This is a genomic window from Comamonas trifloxystrobinivorans (assembly GCF_043359985.1).
Lineage (GTDB): Bacteria > Pseudomonadota > Gammaproteobacteria > Burkholderiales > Burkholderiaceae_C > Comamonas > Comamonas trifloxystrobinivorans.
The window spans coordinates 105,629-125,877 of the sequence record NZ_JBHZGV010000001.1 but is presented as its reverse complement, the minus strand read 5'-3'; the positions used below and the strand labels follow the sequence as shown (position 1 = coordinate 125,877).

Genomic DNA, 20,249 nt, shown 5'->3' with positions numbered 1-20,249 from the left:
TCTCAGACCGCGACGGTTTCTGCGCTCTGCGCCTGGGCCATGAACTGTGTCGTAGCAACGCGGCTGCCGTCGTCCAGCACCAGCTCGCGCTCGGGCCAACGCATGGCGGCCAGCTTGAAATCGTCCTCTGGCGGCTTGCCGGCCAAGCGGGCTGTCCAGCGGGCGCCCACTGAGAAATCGATGCAGAACACATTGCCGAGTTTGCCGTGCCAGGCGCTGGGCGCAATGTCGGCAAACAGGCTCTGGTCGCCCTTGCCGAGCACGCGCCGGTCCATGGGCTTGATGTGGCGCCAGTAGTGGCCCATGAGCACCGGCGTGGTGTCGCTGTAGCTGTCCCACCAGGCCACGCGCTCGACAAAACGCCATTTGCCACCGGCAAAAAAGGGCTCGGTGCCACGGCGCTCCACGCCGCAGGTCAGCACTTTGAGCGGGTTGTACTGCGATTTGTTCAGCTCGCTGTCGGCGTGTGCGGGCATCACCGGTGGCTGGTGCTGACCGTCTTCCAGGCTGTACGGCCAGGCGGCGTTTTCGGCGGCCAGCAGGGCGGGAATATTGCGCAGCTGCGCGTGCACCGAAGCGGCTTCTTCCAGCAGATCGTAGGCCGCAGCAATATCGCCGGCGGGCAGGGCGCGGGCTTCGGCTATTTTTTCGTCAATCCAAGCGGCGTGGACGATGCGCAGGTCTTCGCGCTCCAGCGCCAAGGGCAGCTGGCGCAGGAAGGGAAACATCTCGGCGGGAAACTCCTGGTTGGCCCGCACATAGGGCGCGTACTTGCGGTTGTCGGCCTCAACGCGCTCGTCAAAAAACCAACCGGAGCCGTCTTTGGCATCTTGGCGCAGCAAGTTGATCTCGTGGTTGCCGAGTACGGCATAAGCGTTGCCGGCCTCGACCCAGCGGCGCACCAGGGCGAGCACGCCGGGGCTGTCGGGGCCGCGGTCGCAAAAATCGCCGACAAACACCAGTTTGCGGCCCGCCGGATGGCGGCCGCTGTCGTTGTAGCCCAGATGCTTGACCAGTTGCTCCAGTGCCTGGCGCTCGCCATGCACGTCACCGATCACATCCAACGGGCCGGCAGGCAGGGCATGAACCAGGCTCATGGGGATCTTTCCTTGGGCAGCGCCAGGGCGCATATGCACGCGCCAAGTGGCAGCCGTTGTCAAAACAATGAACCCATTGTGCACCAATTTGCTGCACTGCACCACAAGCGCCGCTTCTGATAATGCTGTAGGTCCAATCTGCCAGCAATTAGCACCTGATAGGCGCTTTTTGCTATGAATTTTGCGGCAGTTGCCGGGCGCACAGCGCGCAAGCGACAGTGCCGAGAACGCAAACAATGCTGGGCCGGGTGTCGCTTTTGCGCTAGAGCGAGTCGATACGCACCAGGTCGTGGTTGAAGTTGGTGCGCGGCGCCAGTACCTGACAGCCGGACAGGGCGCTGATGCGCTCAACCAGCTTGGGCGGAATGGCTTCGGTGGTGTACCAGCGGCAGACCTGGACCAGGTCTACGGGCGGCGCCAAGGCTTCCAGGCCGTTGCGAATCTGCGCCAGCAGTGCCGAGTCGGACAGGGGCGCTTGCTGATCATGCACGGGCGCTTGCCGCAGCAAGGCAACGTGCAGGCGCCGTGGCTGCTCGCCAGCTTGGGGCACGGTGTCGGTGCTGAGCAGCCAGAGCCCGTCGATAGCGCCGATGTCGCCCAGCGCAGCGCTGAGCAATCGGCACCAATGGGCGGGCGGCGCAAACAGGCTGGCGCGTTGCAGGTGCAGGTAGAGCGCGTCGCCGTCGATGGAGATCTGCTCCCGGGCGCGGCTGAGGCGGGCACCATATTCGCGGACTTGCTCGGGGCTGCCGTGGCGCGAGACATGGGCGTAGATGGCGTCGTAGCCGCGTGTTGCCAGGCGCCGGTCCTGGCGGATGGCTTCGCGGATTTGGGCTACGCCCAGATCGTCGCCCCTAGCCAGTAGCGCGCTGCCGTAGTAGTACAAAGCCTGCGGGCTGGTGCCAGCGAGCTGCTCCAAGGCTTGCAGGCTGGCGGGGTCCTGCTCGCGCTCGTCGGCCAGGACCGCCTGATCCAGCGCTGCTTGTGCTGGATCGGCGCTAGCGTCTTGCGCCCAGGACAAGCGGTTGAGTTGCATGTGGCGCAAACGCCAGCCGTGGCGTTGTGACTGGGCCCAGTCCTGGTTGCATTGGGCAAAAAGCTCGGGCCAGGACGTGCCCAGTAGCGCTTGTCCGGCGCTGGCTTCGTCATCCCACTGCACGCGGGGCGGCAGCAAGCCCAGAGCGGCCGCGCGCTCGGCCAGGGGCGGATGGGTGTCCCAGGCTGATGCTGGGCGCTGGGGCGCGGCCCGACTGAGCGCGTCTTGCCCGGAGCGGGTCTGCTGGAGCACCCAGGCCCAGTGGTCGCCAGGCGGATCGATGTCGTTCTGCTGGCGCTGGGCCAACGCGCTGGCGTAGCGTTGGCGGAAAAAGGCATCCACGCTGTCGAGCCTGGCCAAGGCGTTGAGCAGATGGGGGCCGCCGGCCACTTCGGCGGCGCAGGCATCGGCCTCGTATTCGCACTGGCGCGAGCGCTCAAAGGAGCGGCGCAGAAAGCTGGGCATGAACAGGCGGGCTGTCCAGTGTTGCAGGCGATCGATCAGGTCGTCGTCGGCGTAGACCGGGCTGTAGAGGTAGGACGACCAAGCCACGCGCACCCGGTAAATCCAGTGGCCAAGGCGGCCATGGCGGCGCGAGAAGTGGCCCAGTTCATGGCCGATCACCGCGCGCAACTGGGCCTCGTTGAGCGCATGGAGCAGCGGAATGCCCAAAAACAGGGTTCGCCGTCGGCTATAGAGGCCGAGAAAACCGCGCTGGTCCATGGCGCCGGCGTTGAGCTCATCGCTCAGGCGCACTTCATGGATTAGCGGCGCGTCGAGTTGCTGGCTCAGCTCGTCAAGCAGAGCAAAAAGGTGGGGCGCTTCGCTGCGTTGCAGCAGCACATCGTTTACCTCCATACTGGGCTGCAACAGCCACCAGGTCAGCAGCGACAACAGCGCAAAAGCCAGCCAGGCCCAGGACAGCGGATAGAACAGTGCGGTGAGAATGAGCAGCGGCGCCCACATCAGCATGGCCAGGACGCCGTAGGCCAACTGTGCCGCAACAGCTTGCGCGACCAGCAGGGCGGTGGCGCCGCTGCTGCGGGAAGGCGGTGGAGTGGGCGGCTGGACTGGGGTTTCGGGGAAAGGCAGTGAACTCATGCGCGCCTATTATGCAAACTTTGTTGGCGCCCACTCCCAGGTGCAGCGCTGGCATTGTTTTGGCGCAATGCATGGCGGCCGGGCTTAGCCGCGCCGATAGCAAACAAAGCTGAACGGCAGGCCATTGCTGCTGGTGTGCGCTTGGCGCGACGCCTCTTGCCACTCGGGGCCAAGGCTGGGCGCATAGGCATCGCCCGCAAAATCTTGCGCAATCTCGGTCACCCAAACTTCGTCGGCCAGCGGCAAGGACTGGGCGTAGATTTGCGCACCGCCCATCACCCACACTGGTTTGCCAAGGGCGCGGGCGGTATCCAGTGCGCCTTCAATGGTACTGGCCACGCTGACCTGCGCGGACGCCGGCTCGGGCTGCCAGCCTGCCTGGCGCGTGACCACCACGTTGTGGCGGCCAGGCAGCGGGCGAAAGCGGGCCGGCAGTGAGTCCCAGGTCTTGCGGCCCATGACGACGGTGCTGCCGGCGGTTTTTTGCTTGAAGAAAGCCATGTCCTCGGGCAGGTGCCAAGGCAGTTGGTTGTTGTTGCCGATCACGCCATTGGCGGCGCGGGCGTAAATCAGTTGGATCAGCGGAGCAGTCATGTTTTTGCGGCCAGCCCGCGCGCAATAAGGCGCCGGCAGGCTTGGTAGAGAGGGTGTTCGATCGCGTGATAGTACAGCGCGGACAAGGCCACCAAAAGCAGCAGCACGCCCAGTGTGGCCGGCATGCTGGGTTGGTGTTGCCAGCCCAGCGCTTGTAAACCGCGCGCTGCCAGCACCAGAAGCAGCGGGTGGATCAGGTAAATGGCAAACGAGTAATCGCCCAGCCGTGCCAGCCACTGCAGGCTGCGCCACTGGGGCGCAGGTGCCAGCAAGGCCGCGCCCAGCAAGGCGGTGGCGGCCGAGCCCGCCCACAAAGCGCGCTCCGGCCAGTGGAAGAAGCCGGCCATGCCTGGCGCGTTGGGGCTGTGGAACCAGGCTACATACACGGCTGCGCTAGCCAGCCCGGCAGCGGCCAGCAGCCAAGGTGCCCAGTGATGCTGCGGGTGGCGCTGCAGCCAGTGAAACAGCAGGTAGCCGGCAAAAAACTCCAGCACCAGCGGCGCTGCAAAAAACCACAGCAGCAGCGTTGCCTGGCCAAACGCGCTGGGCTCATACCGGCCCAACGCCCAGCAATACAGCACCCACACCAGCATGGTGGCCGCCAGCGCAGCCATGGCACGCACGCGCCAAGGCCGTGGCAGCAGCAGGCTGGCGCCGACCAGCAAGTAGAAATACAGCTCGTACACCAAGGTCCAGATCACGTTGCTGATGTGCAGGCTGAAATTGCTCGGGTAAAGCAAGGCCGAGGCCAACAGATTGGTTTGCGCTGGCAGCAGGGCCAAAGCTGACAAGGCCGCAACGCTGACAGCCATGACCGGCCACCAGCCGGTGTATATGCGTGCAAAGCGGGTCAGCACAAACTGCCCGGCGCTGCGCGGGCCTTGCCGGCTGTTGTAGGTGCTGAGCGCCATGATGGCGCCACTGATGACAAAGAAAATGTCCACCCCCGCATAGCCGCCAGCCGCCACCGCCCGCAACCAGCCCGGCATCTGCGGGAAATAGCCCCAGTGCTGCGCGTGGAACACGGCTACCCACAGCGCGGCCACAAAGCGCAGCAGTTGAATGGTCTGAATCATGGAATGGGCGGTCTTTGGCGAAAAACGATTGCGCCCAAATCATAGCGGTTGGGCTGCCGAGGCTGCGCCAAATGCGCTGCAGGCAAGCTGTGGCGCCAGCAATCAAAAGGCCTGCAGTTTTGCACTGCAGGCCGGCTGAGGTTGGCGCTTGCGGTGTGCCGCTTAGGGCATGGCGGCCATCAAGCCCATCAGGCCTTCCTGGTCGAGCACTTTGCCGTTGGCCTTGACCTCGCCGCCGGTGTATTCGAGCTGGGTCGATACTTTGCCGTCTTGCTCTTGCAGCACGCCCGATTGCAGCAGCAGGCTGATGCGGCCTTGCACGTCTTCTTGCACCATGTCGGCCAGCGCTTGAGGCTCGTAGTCTTCATCGCCCTCGTTGTCGGCAATGATGGCGTCGCGCACGCGGCTGCTGAACAGCGCTTGCAGCACCGGTTTGGGCATGGCCAGTTTGGCGTTGGCCTGGATATCGGTGGCAGGGTTCAGGCCCTGGCTGCCATCGCCTTGGTAAGACACGGCGGCCGACAGCTCGCTTTGCCCTTCTTCGCTGCGCCAACTGGCGCGCTTGAGTTCCAGCACCGGCTTGCGTGCTAGCAACTGTTGCATGCCGCCCAGCAGCAAGGCCTGCATGGCTTGCGGGTTGCCCTGGGCTTGCTGCGAATGCTTGGTGAACTGGTTGAGCCAGCCGGCATCGAGGTTGCGCAAGCCCAGGTCTACTGCGATGTCGCTGATCTTCCGCTTGGGCAGCGTGAGCTGTTGGATGCCGGTGTTGATGGCGGTGTTGACCACTTCGCCTTCGAGCTTGGTGTCGATATCCATGCTCAGGCCGCTGAACTGCACGGGCTCGCCGCCAAACTTGGGCTGGGAGTTGAAATCTGCCAGTACCCATTTCACGTTGCCCACCATGAACTCCTGGCCCGCGGGCTGGTTCACATCAAAGCGCATGGTGTTGCCCTTGATGACTACGTTGATGGCTTCGCCTGCGTCCGCATCGTCCAGCTCGTCGGCCGATGCCACGGTCGATTCGATCTGCAGCAAAGGCAGGGCGGCCTGGCCTTTCATGCCCTTGAGATCGGCGGACATTTCGAAATCCGCCGTCAGCCCACCAAAGCTCAGCTTGTCCTTCTCAAACTGGCCGGCCACTGCGGGCGAGCTGAGCTGGTGTTGCGAGGTCTTGCCCCAGCCCACCTGGGTGTTCCATTTCAGCGGGGTTTTGTCTTTGTACAGGCTGATCAGCTCGGGCGGCGCATCGGGGCTGAAGGCAAAGCGGGTAGCGATCTCGGCCGCATGGCCACGCGGCCAGGGACCGTGCGAGATGGCGTGGGTAGCGGTAAATTGCAGCTGCTCGTCGCCCGTGTTGACAGTCCACATCGTCTTTGCAGTCGACGAGAAAAGACCGCGCTCGTAGCTCTGTACCTGGATGGCCAGCGGCGGCTTGCTCCAGTCTTTGGCGGTGGCTTCAAAGCCCTCTTGCACTTTGCCGCCCATGACATAACTGGTGCCCGCGCCGCCAGCCAACAAAACGACGACAGCGGCAGCAATGCCGATTCCCAACTTCTTCATGTGTTCCCCTCTGGTGGTTTGTGGCAGCAATGGTAGGGGATTTTTGCTGCACCGCAGCGATTGGTGGATTTGGATTTGCGCCAGCAGGTGTTGCAGGCGGATTTGGGAAAGATCCACGCCGTGCAAAAGACCGCCTGCGAGGCTATACAGCCCGCAAAGCAAAAGGGGCGCCCCATCAGGAGCGCCCCTTTTGTCTCAAACGTCTCAAGCCGATGCCGCAAGCTGCAGCGTCGGCTGTGGCTGTTTTACTTGCCCCAGGAATCCTTCAGGCCGGTGATCTTGTTGAACACGGGCTTGTCGGCCTGGTGGTCTTTGCGGTCGGCGACAAAGTAGCCGAAGCGCTCGAACTGGTACTTGTCGTCCGCTTGGGCGGCTTTCAGCGAAGGCTCGACGTAGGCGGTCACCACCTTCAGGCTGTCGGGGTTCAGCAGGGTCAGGAAGTCCTTGCCGCCAGCGTCAGGCTGCGGGTCGGTGAACAGGCGGTCGTACATGCGTACTTCGGCTTGCAGGCCGTCGGCTACGCCTACCCAGGTGATGGCGGCTTTCACCTTCACGCTGTCGGCGCCGGGGGTGCCGCTCTTGGTGTCGGGCACCACGGTGGCGAGCACCTTGGTGATATTGCCGTCCGCGTCCTTTTCGGCGCCGGTGCACTCGATCACATAGCCGCCCTTGAGGCGCACTTTGTTGCCGGGGAACAGGCGCTTGTAGCCCTTGGGTGGCACTTCGGCGAAGTCTTCGCGCTCAATCCACACCTCGCGGCCAATGGTGAATTGGCGGTCAGGTGCGGTAGCGGGCTCATCACCATGGTGGGGCAGGGCGGGCAGGTGGCAGGGCTCCAGATGGTCGGCGTTGCCAAACACTTCGGCCCAGTTGGTCAGCTCCAGCTTCACCGGGTCGAGCACGACCATGGCGCGGTGGGCCTGGTTTTCCAGGTCTTCGCGCAGGCAGCCGTCCAGGGTGCCGTAGTCAATCCAGGCGTAGTCTTTGGTCACGCCAATGCGTTCGCAGAAATTGCGGATCGAGGCGGGCGTATAGCCACGGCGACGCAGGCCGACCACGGTGGGCATGCGCGGGTCGTCCCAACCGGTGACAAAGTTGTTGTCGACCAGGTGCTTGAGCTTGCGCTTGCTGGTGATCACGTACGTCAGGTTCAGGCGCGAGAACTCGTACTGGCGTGGTTGCGGCGCATCGATCAGGCCGCCGGCGCGCAGGTGGTCAAGCAGCCAGTCGTAGAACGGGCGCTGGTCCTCGAACTCCAGCGTGCAGATGGAGTGGGTGATGTGCTCGTACGCGTCCTCAATCGGGTGCGCGAAGGTGTACATCGGGTAGATGCACCACTGGTTGCCGGTGTTGTGGTGCTCGGCGTGGCGCACGCGGTAGATGGCCGGATCGCGCAGGTTGATGTTGGGCGCGGCCATGTCGATCTTGGCGCGCAGCACGGCAGCGCCGTCGGGCAGCTTGCCGTCTTTCATGTCGGCAAAGCGAGCGAGGTTCTCCGCCACCGAGCGATCACGGAACGGGCTGTTCACGCCGGGGCGGGTGAAATCGCCGCGGTTGGCCTTCATCTCTTCGGCCGATTGCTCGTCCACATACGCCAGGCCTTGCTCGATCAGGTAGACCGCGGCGCGGTACATGAAGTCGAAGTAGTTGCTGGCGTAGTACAGGTTCTCGTGGCCGTCGGCGTCCTTCCAGTCAAAGCCCAGCCACTTGACGGCATCGATGATGCTGTCCACGTATTCCTGGTCTTCCTTCTCGGGGTTGGTGTCGTCAAAGCGCAGATGGCAGACGCCGCCAAAATCGCGTGCCAGACCGAAGTTCAGGCAGATCGACTTGGCGTGGCCCACGTGCAGGTAGCCGTTGGGCTCGGGCGGGAAGCGCGTGCGAATCCTGGCCTCGTCCACCTGGCCTTGCTGGTGGTGCTGGGCATCGCCCGGCGAGCCGCCCCAATGGCGGCCAGCGTAGCTGCCCTTGTCGAGATCGGACTCGATGATTTGTCGTAAAAAATTGGTGGGTTTGACCACTTCGTCACTACCGTTGTGCGAAGCGCTCGAGGCAGGTGCATTCATAGAGGGTGTATTCTACGGGAGTACCCTGATGTTTACGGTTTGCAACAGGAAATCCTGGTTTGAAACCACTATTTGCACTGGCTTTGGTATCTTTTGCCAACCCTCGTGCGTTGAAGGGTGCAGTGACAAACTTGCGGGCTTGTAGCCCTATAAGGAGAACCATATGACGCATTCGATGCTGAAACAGTGCTCACGCTGGGTAGCCGCCGCGGCGCTGGCCGGCCTGGGCCTGGTGTCCGGCGCTGCACACGCCAGCCGCGTTTCCTGGTCGGTGGGGGTCAATGTGCCGGCACCGGTTTACGTGGCGCCCGCCCCGGTCTACGTGCCGCCCCAGCCCGTGTATGTGGCACCGGCCCCCGTGTATTACGCGCCACCGCCTCCCGCCGTGGTGTACCGCCCGGCACCGGTGTACCGCCCAGCCCCAGCGCCCGTTTACTACGGACCGCCTCCCGGCCACTATCGCCACCACCACCGAGATCGCGGTTATTACCGTTACTGATCTGGTAGCGGCCGCCTGCTTGCACCAGTTGTAACAGGCCGCACGCCAAGAGCCCTGGTTTTTACCAGGGCTTTTTTGCGTGCCGGCTTGTCGCGTCGGGCCATGAAGGCGGCGCTTTTTGCTCTGATAATCCATAGCAAAGTCTGCTTGTGGAGCCTGCATGAAAACAGTTTTTGTCTTGAACGGTCCGAACCTCAACCTGCTGGGCCTGCGCGAGCCCGCCATTTATGGCGCGCATACCTTGCAAGATGTCGAGAAAATCTGCACCCAGGCTGCCGAGCGCAAGCAGTTGGCGCTGCGCTTTCACCAAAGCAACCATGAGGGCGCGTTAATAGATTGGCTGCATGAAGCCGGTCAGTTCAAGCGCGATGGCCAGCTGGCCGGCGTGGTGCTTAATGCCGCCGCTTATACGCACACCAGCGTGGCGCTGATGGATGCGATCAAGGGCGCCGATCTGCCGGTGATCGAGCTGCATATCAGCAACGTCCATGCTCGCGAAGCCTTCCGCCACCATTCTTATATAGCGCCAGTCGCCAAGGCCGTGATCTGCGGCCTGGGCGTGCAAGGCTACAGCATTGCCATCGACGCGGTGGCTCAGGTACTGCTTGCACAATCTGCCTGAAAGTAGCGCCGCATGAGCGAAGGTTTTGATAACAGCGGCGTGCAGGCCTTGCCCATGCCGCCGCAGCATGCCCAATTGCTGGCCAGCGCCACACGCTACACCACGCCTTGCGGCGATGGCGAGCTGGTCTGGCACCGCTGGGGCCAGCGCAAAGCGGGCGAGCTGCCGCTGGTCATGCTGCACGGCGGCAGTGGCAGCTGGACGCACTGGTTGCGCAATATCGGCGTGCTGCTGGCCGCTGGCTACGAGCTATGGCTGCCCGATCTGCCGGGTTTTGGCGATTCAGCCGCGCCGCCCGATGGTTTTGATGCCGACGCCATGGTTGAGCCGCTTTACCAAGGCATGCAGCAGCTGGGCTTGTTGCCCTGCCAGTTGGTGGGCTTCTCATTTGGCGGCATGACGGCCGGCCTGCTGGCCGCTGCCCACCCCGATGTGGCCGAGCGCCTGGTGGTGGTGGGTGCGCCGGCCATGGGCGTGGTGCCTAGCAAGCAGTTCACTCTGCGTGGCTGGCGCCATCTGCCTGATGTAGATCGCCAGCGCGACATTCACCGCTACAACCTTGGCGCGCTGATGCTGTGGGACACGGCCAAAATCGACAACGAAGCGCTGGCCCTGCACGAGCACAATGTGCTGCGCGACCGCATGCCGCGCCGCCGCGCCTCGGGCACCGATGTGCTGGCGCAATCGCTGCCGCAGATTCAGGTGCCGGTGGCCGCTATTTACGGCGCGCATGATGCGCTGTACAAAACCTATATCGGCGCACTGGGCGACAAGTTCCGCGCCGTCACACCGCAACTGCTCGATTTTGTGCTGGTGCCCGACAGCGGCCACTGGGTGCAGTACGAGCAGGCCGATGCCTTCTCGGCGGCTTTGCAGCGCGTGCTGCAGGCCTGACAACCACCGGCTTGGAGCCCGTAGCTCTTGGCCCTAACCGATACCAGCCATGACCAAACCCGCATTCACTCCCGTTATCGCCATCCACGGCGGTGCTGGCACCATCACGCGCTCGTCCATCACGCCCGAGCAGCAACAAGCCTACCGCGCTGCTTTGCGCGACGTATTGCTGGGCGCGCAGCGCAAACTCGCCGCCGGTGCGCCGGCTGAAGAAGTGGCGGTAGAAGCGGTGCGTCTGCTGGAAGAATGCCCGCTGTTCAACGCCGGGCGCGGCGCTGTTTTCACCGCCGATGCCACGCATGAGATGGACGCCTGCGTCATGCGCGGCCGCGATCTGGCCTGCGGCTCAATCGCCGGCGTCAGCACCGTGCGCAACCCGGTCATCGCCGCCAAAGCCTTGATGGAAGCGGGCGGCCCGGTCTTCATGATCGGCGCTGCCGCCGAGCAGTTTGCGCAAAAGCAGGGCTGTGAAATGGTGGCCAAGGATTGGTTCTCCACCGAGCACCGCCTGGCCCAGTTGCGCACCGTGCAAGCGGCCGCGCTGGCCAGCGGCAGCGAAACCGTGGCGCTCGACCACACCGCCCAAAGCCTGACCGCCCAAGAAGGCGCACCGCTCGACGAACGCAAGAAGATGGGCACCGTAGGCGCCGTGGTGCTCGACTTGCACGGTAACCTGGCCGCCGCCACTTCCACCGGCGGCCTCACCAACAAACGGCCTGGCCGCGTTGGCGATTCGCCTGTGGTCGGCGCTGGCACCTACGCCAAGAACGGCGTGGTGGCTGTCTCTTGCACGGGCGCGGGCGAGGCGTTTATCCGTGGCACGGCTGCGCATTCGGTGGCCGCCCGAATCGAGCTGCTTGGCGCCCGCGTCAGCGACGCGGCCGAAGCCGTGGTGCAGCGCGTGCTGCCGCCCCTGGGTGGTGACGGAGGCCTGATCGCCGTAGGCTCCAGCGGCGAAGTCTCGCTGAGCTTCAACTCCGAAGGCATGTACCGCGGCCGCATTGGCGTGAGCGGCGATGCCTTGGTGGCGATTTATGCCAACGAGGTGTTGGCTGCGGCTTGAGATGCTGGCCAGTGGTGATGTCTTTTCACCGATGAGTCCCGGCAGCCCCGCCCGGGGCTGGGCTGTGTTTGAGAGATGCATGCGGTGTGTGGCAGGACGCTGGATGGCATCTCTCCCGCCATTTGCGTTGCTGTAGTTTGTTTGCACAACCGGGCCGGGCCACGAAGCTGCTGCCCATAGCCGCTCAGATGTGTTGCGGCGGCTATTGCAGGCCTGCTGCATGTCCGTGCGCAAAAATGACGGATTCTTGCGTTTTCCGGGTGCTTTGTGCTGGATGTTGCGTCGAAATGAGGAAAGGGCCTAGGTAGAAACACCGAGGTGTTTTGACGTTAACTTGCGTTAACTGCTTTCTACAATGCATGAGCTGTCGCCAAGGTGAATGCGCTTTTGCCATCTGCCTAGCCAAAGCGCAGACAGTGTCAATTGATCGCCGTCTTTGCTGCGGTGGCGCTTTTATTCCTGCCCTGTGCCGACCAGCCGGCCCAGGCACAACCAGTCAAACTATGTCCGACCCAGCCCGCCTTTCTGCCGAGCCTGCTGCAGCGCCGACCGTGCTGCAGGTGCGCGATCTGACGGTCAGTTTCAAGACCGAACAGGGCCGCGTGCAGGTGGTCAAGAACCTGAGCTTTGATGTGCACGCGGGCCAGACGTTGGCGGTGGTGGGCGAATCGGGCTCGGGCAAATCGGTGACCTCGTTGGCGCTGATGCGCCTGGTGGAGAACGGCGGCGGCAAGATCGACAGCGGCTCCATGCTGCTGCGCGGCCGCCATGCGGGCGAGCTCGATCTGGCTAAAGCCAGCAATGCACAGATGCGCAAGGTGCGCGGCGCGGACATGGCCATGGTGTTCCAGGAGCCGATGACTTCGCTCAACCCGGTGTTCACCGTGGGCGAGCAGATTGCCGAGTCGATTCGCCTGCACCAAGGCAAATCCAGCAGCGCCGCCATGGCCGAGGCGCTGCGCATGATGGAGCTGGTGCGCATTCCCGAGGCGCGTAATGTGCTCACGCGTTACCCGCACCAGTTGTCGGGCGGCATGCGCCAGCGCGTGATGATTGCGATGGCCTTGTCTTGCAAGCCCTCGTTGCTGATTGCCGATGAGCCCACCACGGCGCTGGATGTGACGATCCAGGCGCAGATTCTGGCGCTGATCCAGGAGCTGCAGCGCGAGATGTCGATGGGCGTGATTTTTATCACCCACGATATGGGCGTGGTGGCCGAGGTGGCCGACCGCGTGCTGGTCATGTTCCGCGGCGACAAGGTGGAAGAGCAGGATTGCACGCAACTGTTCGCCAACCCGCAGCAGGCTTACACGCGCAAGCTGCTGGCCGCAGTGCCGCAACTGGGCGCGATGAAGGGCAAAGATTTGCCCGAGCGCTTTGCTCTGCTGGGCCAAGATGGCATGGTGGATGTGGCGCCGCAAGATACGGTCAAACCCGGTGCTCCGGTGTTGTCGGTCGACAAGCTGGTTACGCGCTTCCCCATCAAAGAAGGTGTGTTTGGCGGCGTCAAGCGCCAGGTGTATGCGGTAGAGCAGGTGAGCTTCAGCCTGCAGCCGGGCGAGACTTTGGCGGTGGTGGGCGAATCCGGTTGCGGCAAATCCACCACGGGCCGGGCGCTGGCGCGGCTGATCGATTTTCAGTCGGGCGATGTGCAAGTGGCCGGGCGCGATATTGCCAAGCTCAAAGGCGCTGATCTGCAGGCGCTGCGCCGCGATATCCAGTTTATTTTCCAAGACCCGTTTGCCTCGCTCGACCCGCGGTTGACGGTGGGCTACAGCATTCTGGAGCCCATGCTGATCCACAACCTGCTGCCGCGCGAGCAGGCTGAGAAAAAGGTGGAATGGCTGCTGGAGAAAGTGGGCCTGCCCGCCGCTGCGGCCAACCGTTATCCGCACGAGTTTTCTGGCGGCCAGCGCCAGCGCATTGCGATTGCGCGCGCCTTGGCGCTCAACCCCAAGGTGGTGATTGCGGACGAGGCGGTCTCGGCGCTCGACGTGTCGATCCGTGCCCAGATCATCAACCTGATGATGGATCTGCAGACCGAGTTCGGCATTGCCTTCTTGTTTATTTCGCACGATATGGCCGTGGTGGAGCGCGTGAGCCACCGTGTGGCGGTGATGTATCTGGGCCAGATCGTCGAGATCGGCCCGCGCCGCGCGGTGTTTGAGAACCCGCAGCACGCCTACACCAAGCGCCTGATGGCCGCCGTGCCGATTGCTGATCCTACGCAGCGGCGCAAGCACGCGCTCAACGTGGCCGAGATTCCGAGCCCGGTGCGGGCGGTGAACGATCCGCCCAAGGTCTTGCCCATGCGCGAAGCGGGGCCGGGCCATTGGGTAGCTACCGATGTGTCGGCCGCGAGCGCGCAAAACGCGGCGCCCGATCGCGCAGTGGCGTAGCCGTGATAACAAGCATGATTTGATGGGGTCTGGTCGCCACCGTGGCGCACCAGCAGATGCAAAAACCTGAAGAGGAGAGTTGATATGCAACGACGTTTAACTTCGATCGCCGCAGCCATGCTGCTGGCAGGCACCGCTTTCTCGGCCCATGCGGCCAAGGATGTGGTGGTGGCGGTGGCCTCCACCTTCACCACGACCGACCCTTACGACGCCAACGACACCTTGTCGCAGGCCGTGGCCAAATCCTTCTACGAAGGCCTGTACGGTTTCGACAAGGACATGAAGATGATCCCCGTGCTGGCCACCGGTTACGAGGTGAGCAAGGACGGCCTGGTCTACACCTTCAAGCTGCGCAGCGGCGTCAAGTTCCACGACGGCACGCCCTTCAACGCCGAGGCGGTGAAGACCACTTTCGACCGCGTCACCAACCCGGACAACAAGCTCAAGCGCTACAACCTGTACAAGAACATCGCCAAGACCGAAGTGGTCGACGAGCTGACGGTGAAGATGACCTTGAAGGAAGCCTTTGCACCGTTTGTGAACTCGCTGGCCCACCCCTCGGGCGTCATCATCTCGCCCACGGCACTGAAGAAGTTTGGCAAAGAGATTGTGCAAAACCCGGTGGGCACCGGCCCGTTCAAGTTTGTCGAGTGGAAGCCTTCGGACTACATGAAGGTGGCCAAGTTCGACGGCTACTGGCGCCAAGGTTTGCCCAAGGTCGATTCGATCACCTGGCGCCCGGTGGTGGACAACAACACCCGCGCCTCGATGATGCAGACCAACGAGGCGCACTTCGCCTTCCCGGTGCCACCCGAGGCCGTGGCCACGCTGGAGAAAAAGCCCAGCCTGGAAATCACCAAGGCACCGTCCATCATTCACCGCTACATCTCGATGAATGTGACGCAAAAGCCTTTCGATAACCCCAAGGTGCGTGAGGCGCTGAACTACGCCATCAACAAGGAAGCATTGTCCAAGGTGGCCTTTGCCGGCTCGGCCATTCCTGCCGAAGGCGTGCTGCCCAAGGGCGTGGAATTTGCCACCAAGCTGGGCCCTTGGCCGTACGACGTGGCCAAGGCCAAGGCGCTGCTGAAAGAAGCGGGCTACCCCAATGGTTTTGAATCGACCCTGTGGTCGGCCTACAACCACTCCACCGCGCAAAAGGTGATCCAGTTTGCCCAGCAGCAGCTGGCGCAAGTGGGCGTGAAGGTGACGGTGCGTGCACTGGAAGCCGGCCAGCGCGTGGCTGAAGTGGAATCGGTGCAAGACCCGGCCAAGGCGGCCGTGCGCATGTACTACGTGGGCTGGTCCTCGTCCACCGGCGAGGCAGACTGGGCCATGCGTCCGCTGCTGGCTGGCGAAAGCGCGCCGCCCAACGGTTTCAACACCGCTTACTACAGCAACCCCGAAGTCAATGCCGACATCAAGAAGGCATTAGTGACGACGGATTCCACCGAGCGCGGCAAGATCTACGCCGATGCGCAGCAACGCATCTGGAAGGACGCGCCCTGGATCTTCCTGAACACCGAGCAACTGGTGTCGGTGCGCGCCAAGAACCTGTCGGGCTTCTACGTCATCCCCGACGGCAACTTCAACTTCACCGAACTCGATCTGAAGTAATCCGCCTATGCATCGCTACCTGCTAAAACGCTTGCTGGGGCTGATCCCGACGCTGCTCATCGTCGCGGTTCTGGTGTTCGGCTTTGTGCACATGCTGCCGGGCGACCCGGCGCGGCTCGCGGCCGGGCCTGAGGCCGGGCCCGAAACCATCGAGCTGGTGCGCAAGGACCTGGGCCTGGACCTGCCGATGCACCAGCAGTTCATCCGCTTTTTCAGCAACGCATTGCAGGGCGATTTTGGCAAATCGGTGCGCACCAAGCGCCCGGTCTCGCAAGAGATCGCCGAGCGCTTTGGACCGACCTTCTGGCTCACCGTGGTGGCCATGGTCTGGTCGGTGGCGCTGGGCATGCTGCTGGGGATTGTCTCGGCGGTCTGGCGCAACCAATGGCCCGACCGCCTGGGCATGACCTTGGCGGTCTCGGGCATCTCCTTCCCCTCGTTCGCGCTGGGCATGCTGCTCATGCAGTATTTCTCGGTGCAACTCGGCTGGCTGCCCACCGTGGGCGCCGACAGTTGGAAGCACTACATCCTGCCCGGCCTCACCTTGGGCGCGGCCGTGGCGGCGGTGATGGCGCGCTTCACGCGCAGCTCGTTCATCGACATTCTGAAAGAAGACTACGTGCGTACGGCGCGAGCCAAAGGCCTGGCCGAGACGGTTGTGGTCATCAAGCACGGCTTGCGCAACGCCATGATTCCGGTGGTCACCATGATGGGCCTGCAGTTCGGCTTTTTGCTGGGCGGCTCGATCGTCGTTGAGGTGGTCTTCAACTGGCCCGGCATGGGCCGCCTGCTGGTGGACGCGGTGGAGATGCGCGACTACCCCATCATCCAGGCGCTGGTGCTGCTGTTCTCGCTGGAATTCATTCTGATTAACCTGGTGGTTGACCTGCTGTACGCCTGGATCAACCCCACCATTCGCTACAAATAAGGAGCATGGGCATGACAAATCCAAATGCTCCCCAAACCGCCACCGGCAACAACCCGCAAGCGGCGGCGCAATTGCAAGACGTGGCCGTTGCCGCCATTGGGCCAGACGGCCCCATGCAACCGGTAGGTGAGGCCGCAGCACTGGCTACGCCGAGCTTGCCCGCCAACCTGGCGGCCTCCACGCGCATGCGCACACCGATGGCCGAGTTCTGGCGCAAGTTCAAACGCCAAAAGCTGGCCTTGTGGGCCGGCGGTTTCATCATCCTGCTGGTATTGGTGGCAATACTTGCGCCATGGATTGCGCCTTACGACGCAGAGAATTTCTTCGACTATGACGCGCTCAACTCGCCGCCCACAGCTGCGCACTGGTTTGGCGTGGATTCGCTGGGGCGCGACATTTTCAGCCGCATTCTGGTGGGCGCCCGCATCTCGCTGGCGGCCGGCTTTGTGTCGGTAGCGCTGGGCGCTGTCATCGGCGCCGTGCTCGGCCTGTTGGCCGGCTACTACGAAGGCTGGTGGGACCGCATCGTGATGCGCATGTCGGACGTGCTGTTTGCCTTCCCCGGCATCTTGCTGGCCATCGGCATTGTGGCCATTCTGGGTAACGGCATGATCAACGTCATCATGGCGGTGGCCGTGTTCAGCGTGCCGGCGTTTGCGCGCCTGGTGCGTGGCAATGTGCTCGCGCTCAAGCAGCAAACCTATATTGAAGCGGTGCGCTCCATCGGCGCGCCTGATTGGGTCATCATGCTGCGCCACCTGCTGCCGGGCACGGTGTCTTCTGTGGTGGTGTACCTCACCATGCGTATCGGCACTTCCATCATCACTGCCGCCAGCCTGTCGTTTCTGGGCATGGGCGCGCAACCGCCAACGCCTGAATGGGGCGCCATGCTCAACGAAGCGCGCAGCGACATGCTGAACGCCCCGCATGTGGCGTTGTTTCCCAGCCTGGCGATTTTTGTGACGGTGCTGGCCTTCAACCTGCTGGGCGATGGCTTGCGCGATGCGCTTGATCCCAAGCTGGAGAATTGATAGCTGTTGGCCCCACCTGCTTGCTGCTGGTGGGGCCTGAAAAACAAAGCTGCTGGCGCTTGTTTATCAAGCACCAGCAGCTTTATTTATGAGAACTGGTTTTGCAGGCGCCTTCCCAGGCGAATGGCAGGCTTTTCTACCAAGTGATAGTTGACAGTAGCGACGGCAATAGTCAGAGCCATGCTCACAAGCACAAACACCCCTACATGCAGCTGCAGCGCTTGCAAACGGGGCGAATGCAGTGTGACCCACAAGATCGGGTAGAACACAACAGGGTGCAAAAGGTAGATGGAATAGCTGATGCTGCCCAGCCAGGTGAGGATGCCTTTGTGCACCGCCGGCAGCACCAGAGCCAGGCTGAACAGCACGATGCCAATCGCGTAGGACAAAAAGAAGCGGCTGTACTCGGGCACCGTGAGGCCAGTCGCAATCGCCCACACGCCGTATCCTGGCATGAACACCAGCCAGAAGAAGAGCACGATGCCGATTGCCGCACCCAGTTGGCGGCGCGTGTGGCGATCCTGGCTGTCCAGGAACTGGCGGTACATCGCACCAAAGAACATGGTGGACAAATGTGCAAAGCCGTTGGCATAGTCGCTGCGGCGGAAGATGCAAAACAACAGCAGCAGCGCAAAGCACGCACCGATCAGGTGGCGCGTGCGGTGCAGCCAGCCCAGGGCAAACAGCAGCATGCACAGCAGGTAAAACGCCAGCTCGATCGACAATGTCCAGTACAAACCTTCAGCCGGTTGCGCGCCTAACAGCTGCGGCACCATGGTCAGATTCAGCAGCAGATCCTGCAGGCTGAACGGTCGTCCCCACATCCAATAAAAAGTATAGGCGCCGGGCAAGATCGAGACCCAGAATGCGGGGTAAAGGCGAAAGAGCCGGCTGATGGAAAAATCGCGCAGTGCTGCCAGTCGCGATGTGCCGCGCAAGCTGGCAGGAATGACGAAGCCGCTGATGGCAAAAAACACGACCACACCGATGGAGCCAAATTCCAGCGAACGCGCGATGGTGTACAGCCAGCGGCCACTGACCTGGCCGGCATCCATCAAAGGCACGAACACTTCGCTGGTGTGCATGCATACCACCAGCAGGGCAGCGATGGCGCGCAGGGCATCGATATTGTGAAAGCGGCGGTGACTGCTGGCGCGAGAGCTCTGGTGCATGCAAACAAAACCCGCCGCGGTGAGGGGCGCGGGTGGAGAAAGGCGGCAGGGGCAGCCTAGCAAAAAGCCGCCATGATACCTATCTAAGGTGCACCGGCCGGGACAAGAGGCAATTGTGCTGTTTGTTCGCTATAGAAGAAAAAGTCGCTGACGCGCACTGGTTGCGCGCCACGTGCCATTGGGGTTACAAGTTCGCCTTGTGCAAGCGCTTGAGAAAAACCGTGATCTCCTTGACCGTTTGCGCATCGCCATTGGTCTGCGCGGCTTGAATGCCTTGCTGCCAGGCGGCCTCGGCTTGCTCGCGTTGGCCCAGCTCCAGGTGGGCTTTGCCCAGCAGCTTCCAGGCGGCGGAGTAGCTGGGCTGGTGCTCTACGGCTTTGGCCAGGTGCTCGGCGGCAGCGGCGTAGTTGCCTTCCTGGAACCAGCTGTTGCCCAAACCAAAACGCAGCAGCGCGTTGTCCTGGCCCTTGGCCAGGAGTTTTTCCAATCCTTCTCGCATTGCTCAGTCCTTTCTACAGCACAGCATAGTGCGCTCGTTGTGTCCTTGTGCAGCTTGCCGCTATTGGCAAGCTGAACTGGGAAAGGGTTTGCAAGGCAAATGTGGCAGGTATCACACCCGCTTGCCGTAGCGGGGGAAAGTTTGTCGATGAGCTTTTACGCATTGAAGTAAGCGTTCCACATCGCTGCGCTGGCGATATCTTTGCTTCTCTAGTAGACGGCCTGTGTGTAGCCATCCACGACCAGTTCTTGCCCATGTACGTTGGCCGCCTGGTCGCTGCAAGCAAAGCGCACCATGTTGGCGATGTCGCGCGCGCACACCATGCGGTCGAGCGAGACATGTTGGGTGTAGAGGCGGGTCATGTTTTCGATGGATTCTCCGTGCATGTTGGCCTTGGCTGCAATGACGGAGTCGATGCGTGGCCCTTGAACGATGCCGGGCAGTACCGTGTTGACGCGGATGCCTTCTGGGCCAAGCTCCAGGGCCAGCGATTTGGTAAAGCCCACCACGGCCCATTTGCTTGCCGCATACGGGGTGCGGCCCGCCACGCCAATATGGCCAGCAATGGAAGAGAGGTTGACGATGGCCGGCTTTTTGCCCTTGAGCAGGCGCGGGATAGCGGCGCGGGCGCACAGAAACTGCCCCGTCAGGTTGACGGCCAGTGTGCGCTCCCAATCGGCCAGGCTCAGCGTATCGGTGCGGCCGGTGGGGCCCGCAATGCCGGCGTTGTTCACCAGCACATCCAGTCCGCCCAGGGCGCTATCGACCTTGGTAAAGAGTGCTTCGACATTGGCTTCTTGCGCCACATCGGCCTTGAAAGCGCTGATGTGCGGCATGCTGGCCCGCATGCGCGCCAGCGCGGTATCTGAGATGTCGCAGATCGCTATTCGCGCACCCGCTTCGTCGAAGGCCTTGGCGATTTCGAGGCCGATGCCATCGGCCCCTGCGGTGATGAGGACACGCTTGCCCTCGAGGGAACGGTCAATCCACATGGC

At 62.7% G+C, this 20,249-nt stretch carries 17 protein-coding genes; 8 read left to right on the top strand and 9 right to left on the bottom strand.

From position 1 onward, the window contains the following. Window positions 1-2: 2 nt before the first annotated feature. From ACFIQF_RS00530 to ACFIQF_RS00505, 6 genes are all read right to left on the bottom strand, one after another. Complete coding sequence (locus ACFIQF_RS00530; RefSeq protein WP_393939158.1) at window positions 3-1,097, bottom strand: metallophosphoesterase; 1,095 nt, start codon at window positions 1,095-1,097, stop codon at window positions 3-5. Between the two features lie 262 nt (window positions 1,098-1,359). Next, a complete protein-coding gene (locus ACFIQF_RS00525; protein ID WP_393939157.1) occupies window positions 1,360-3,234 on the bottom strand; it encodes a M48 family metallopeptidase in 1,875 nt (624 codons plus the stop codon). A gap of 84 nt (window positions 3,235-3,318) precedes the next feature. Further along, window positions 3,319-3,828: a dihydrofolate reductase gene (locus ACFIQF_RS00520; protein ID WP_393939156.1), complete on the bottom strand. Its 510-nt coding sequence runs from the start codon at window positions 3,826-3,828 to the stop codon at window positions 3,319-3,321. Then, window positions 3,825-4,904 carry an acyltransferase family protein gene (locus ACFIQF_RS00515; protein WP_393939155.1) on the bottom strand — a complete coding sequence of 360 codons (1,080 nt, stop codon included), beginning with the start codon at window positions 4,902-4,904 and terminating at the stop codon, window positions 3,825-3,827. Before ACFIQF_RS00515 ends, ACFIQF_RS00520 begins: the two co-directional genes overlap by 4 nt. Window positions 4,905-5,066: 162 nt before the next feature. Continuing rightward, window positions 5,067-6,464, bottom strand: coding sequence for a YdgA family protein (locus ACFIQF_RS00510; RefSeq protein ID WP_393939154.1), 1,398 nt, complete (start codon window positions 6,462-6,464; stop codon window positions 5,067-5,069). A gap of 245 nt (window positions 6,465-6,709) precedes the next feature. Beyond that, window positions 6,710-8,530, bottom strand: a complete 1,821-nt coding sequence (locus tag ACFIQF_RS00505) for a glutamine--tRNA ligase/YqeY domain fusion protein (protein WP_393939153.1) — start codon at window positions 8,528-8,530, stop codon at window positions 6,710-6,712. Window positions 8,531-8,693: 163 nt separating this feature from the next. Here ACFIQF_RS00505 and ACFIQF_RS00500 point away from each other — a divergent pair, with 163 nt between their 5' ends. The 8 genes from ACFIQF_RS00500 (at window position 8,694) to gsiD (ending at window position 17,583) form a co-directional block, all read left to right on the top strand. After that, entirely contained in the window at window positions 8,694-9,029 is a 336-nt protein-coding gene (locus ACFIQF_RS00500; protein ID WP_393939151.1) for a hypothetical protein, read from the top strand. Window positions 9,030-9,189: 160 nt separating this feature from the next. Next, window positions 9,190-9,651, top strand: a complete 462-nt coding sequence (gene aroQ, locus ACFIQF_RS00495) for a type II 3-dehydroquinate dehydratase (RefSeq protein ID WP_393939150.1) — start codon at window positions 9,190-9,192, stop codon at window positions 9,649-9,651. Between the two features lie 12 nt (window positions 9,652-9,663). Next, window positions 9,664-10,545 (top strand): alpha/beta fold hydrolase, encoded by an 882-nt coding sequence (locus ACFIQF_RS00490; protein ID WP_393939147.1) that lies wholly within the window; start codon window positions 9,664-9,666, stop codon window positions 10,543-10,545. A 49-nt stretch (window positions 10,546-10,594) separates the two neighbouring features. After that, window positions 10,595-11,608: an isoaspartyl peptidase/L-asparaginase family protein gene (locus ACFIQF_RS00485; protein WP_393939145.1), complete on the top strand. Its 1,014-nt coding sequence runs from the start codon at window positions 10,595-10,597 to the stop codon at window positions 11,606-11,608. Between the two features lie 503 nt (window positions 11,609-12,111). Next, window positions 12,112-14,007 (top strand): dipeptide ABC transporter ATP-binding protein, encoded by a 1,896-nt coding sequence (locus ACFIQF_RS00480; RefSeq protein WP_393939144.1) that lies wholly within the window; start codon window positions 12,112-12,114, stop codon window positions 14,005-14,007. A gap of 84 nt (window positions 14,008-14,091) precedes the next feature. Then, on the top strand, window positions 14,092-15,624 hold the full coding sequence (gene gsiB / locus ACFIQF_RS00475; protein WP_393939143.1) for a glutathione ABC transporter substrate-binding protein GsiB: 1,533 nt from the start codon (window positions 14,092-14,094) through the stop codon (window positions 15,622-15,624). A gap of 7 nt (window positions 15,625-15,631) precedes the next feature. Further along, entirely contained in the window at window positions 15,632-16,552 is a 921-nt protein-coding gene (gene gsiC / locus ACFIQF_RS00470; protein ID WP_393939142.1) for a glutathione ABC transporter permease GsiC, read from the top strand. A gap of 113 nt (window positions 16,553-16,665) precedes the next feature. Beyond that, entirely contained in the window at window positions 16,666-17,583 is a 918-nt protein-coding gene (gene gsiD, locus ACFIQF_RS00465) for a glutathione ABC transporter permease GsiD (RefSeq protein ID WP_393939507.1), read from the top strand. Between the two features lie 86 nt (window positions 17,584-17,669). Here gsiD and ACFIQF_RS00460 read toward each other — a convergent pair whose 3' ends face one another. From ACFIQF_RS00460 to ACFIQF_RS00450, 3 genes are all read right to left on the bottom strand, one after another. Further along, window positions 17,670-18,755, bottom strand: a complete 1,086-nt coding sequence (locus tag ACFIQF_RS00460) for an acyltransferase family protein (protein ID WP_393939141.1) — start codon at window positions 18,753-18,755, stop codon at window positions 17,670-17,672. Between the two features lie 184 nt (window positions 18,756-18,939). After that, complete coding sequence (locus ACFIQF_RS00455; RefSeq protein ID WP_393939140.1) at window positions 18,940-19,254, bottom strand: tetratricopeptide repeat protein; 315 nt, start codon at window positions 19,252-19,254, stop codon at window positions 18,940-18,942. A 209-nt stretch (window positions 19,255-19,463) separates the two neighbouring features. Next, a complete protein-coding gene (locus ACFIQF_RS00450; RefSeq protein ID WP_393939138.1) occupies window positions 19,464-20,246 on the bottom strand; it encodes an SDR family oxidoreductase in 783 nt (260 codons plus the stop codon). Window positions 20,247-20,249 lie beyond the last annotated feature (3 nt).

Coding starts and splice junctions, on each gene's coding strand:
- ACFIQF_RS00450 (WP_393939138.1), bottom strand. CDS start 20,246: ATGTGGATTGACCGTTCCCTCGAGGGCAAGCGTGTCCTCATCACCGCA.
- ACFIQF_RS00490 (WP_393939147.1), top strand. CDS start 9,664: ATGAGCGAAGGTTTTGATAACAGCGGCGTGCAGGCCTTGCCCATGCCG.
- ACFIQF_RS00455 (WP_393939140.1), bottom strand. CDS start 19,254: ATGCGAGAAGGATTGGAAAAACTCCTGGCCAAGGGCCAGGACAACGCG.
- ACFIQF_RS00510 (WP_393939154.1), bottom strand. CDS start 6,464: ATGAAGAAGTTGGGAATCGGCATTGCTGCCGCTGTCGTCGTTTTGTTG.
- gsiD (WP_393939507.1), top strand. CDS start 16,666: ATGCAACCGGTAGGTGAGGCCGCAGCACTGGCTACGCCGAGCTTGCCC.
- ACFIQF_RS00480 (WP_393939144.1), top strand. CDS start 12,112: ATGTCCGACCCAGCCCGCCTTTCTGCCGAGCCTGCTGCAGCGCCGACC.
- ACFIQF_RS00515 (WP_393939155.1), bottom strand. CDS start 4,904: ATGATTCAGACCATTCAACTGCTGCGCTTTGTGGCCGCGCTGTGGGTA.
- ACFIQF_RS00530 (WP_393939158.1), bottom strand. CDS start 1,097: ATGAGCCTGGTTCATGCCCTGCCTGCCGGCCCGTTGGATGTGATCGGT.
- ACFIQF_RS00500 (WP_393939151.1), top strand. CDS start 8,694: ATGACGCATTCGATGCTGAAACAGTGCTCACGCTGGGTAGCCGCCGCG.
- ACFIQF_RS00505 (WP_393939153.1), bottom strand. CDS start 8,530: ATGAATGCACCTGCCTCGAGCGCTTCGCACAACGGTAGTGACGAAGTG.
- ACFIQF_RS00525 (WP_393939157.1), bottom strand. CDS start 3,234: ATGAGTTCACTGCCTTTCCCCGAAACCCCAGTCCAGCCGCCCACTCCA.
- aroQ (WP_393939150.1), top strand. CDS start 9,190: ATGAAAACAGTTTTTGTCTTGAACGGTCCGAACCTCAACCTGCTGGGC.
- ACFIQF_RS00520 (WP_393939156.1), bottom strand. CDS start 3,828: ATGACTGCTCCGCTGATCCAACTGATTTACGCCCGCGCCGCCAATGGC.
- ACFIQF_RS00460 (WP_393939141.1), bottom strand. CDS start 18,755: ATGCACCAGAGCTCTCGCGCCAGCAGTCACCGCCGCTTTCACAATATC.
- ACFIQF_RS00485 (WP_393939145.1), top strand. CDS start 10,595: ATGACCAAACCCGCATTCACTCCCGTTATCGCCATCCACGGCGGTGCT.
- gsiC (WP_393939142.1), top strand. CDS start 15,632: ATGCATCGCTACCTGCTAAAACGCTTGCTGGGGCTGATCCCGACGCTG.
- gsiB (WP_393939143.1), top strand. CDS start 14,092: ATGCAACGACGTTTAACTTCGATCGCCGCAGCCATGCTGCTGGCAGGC.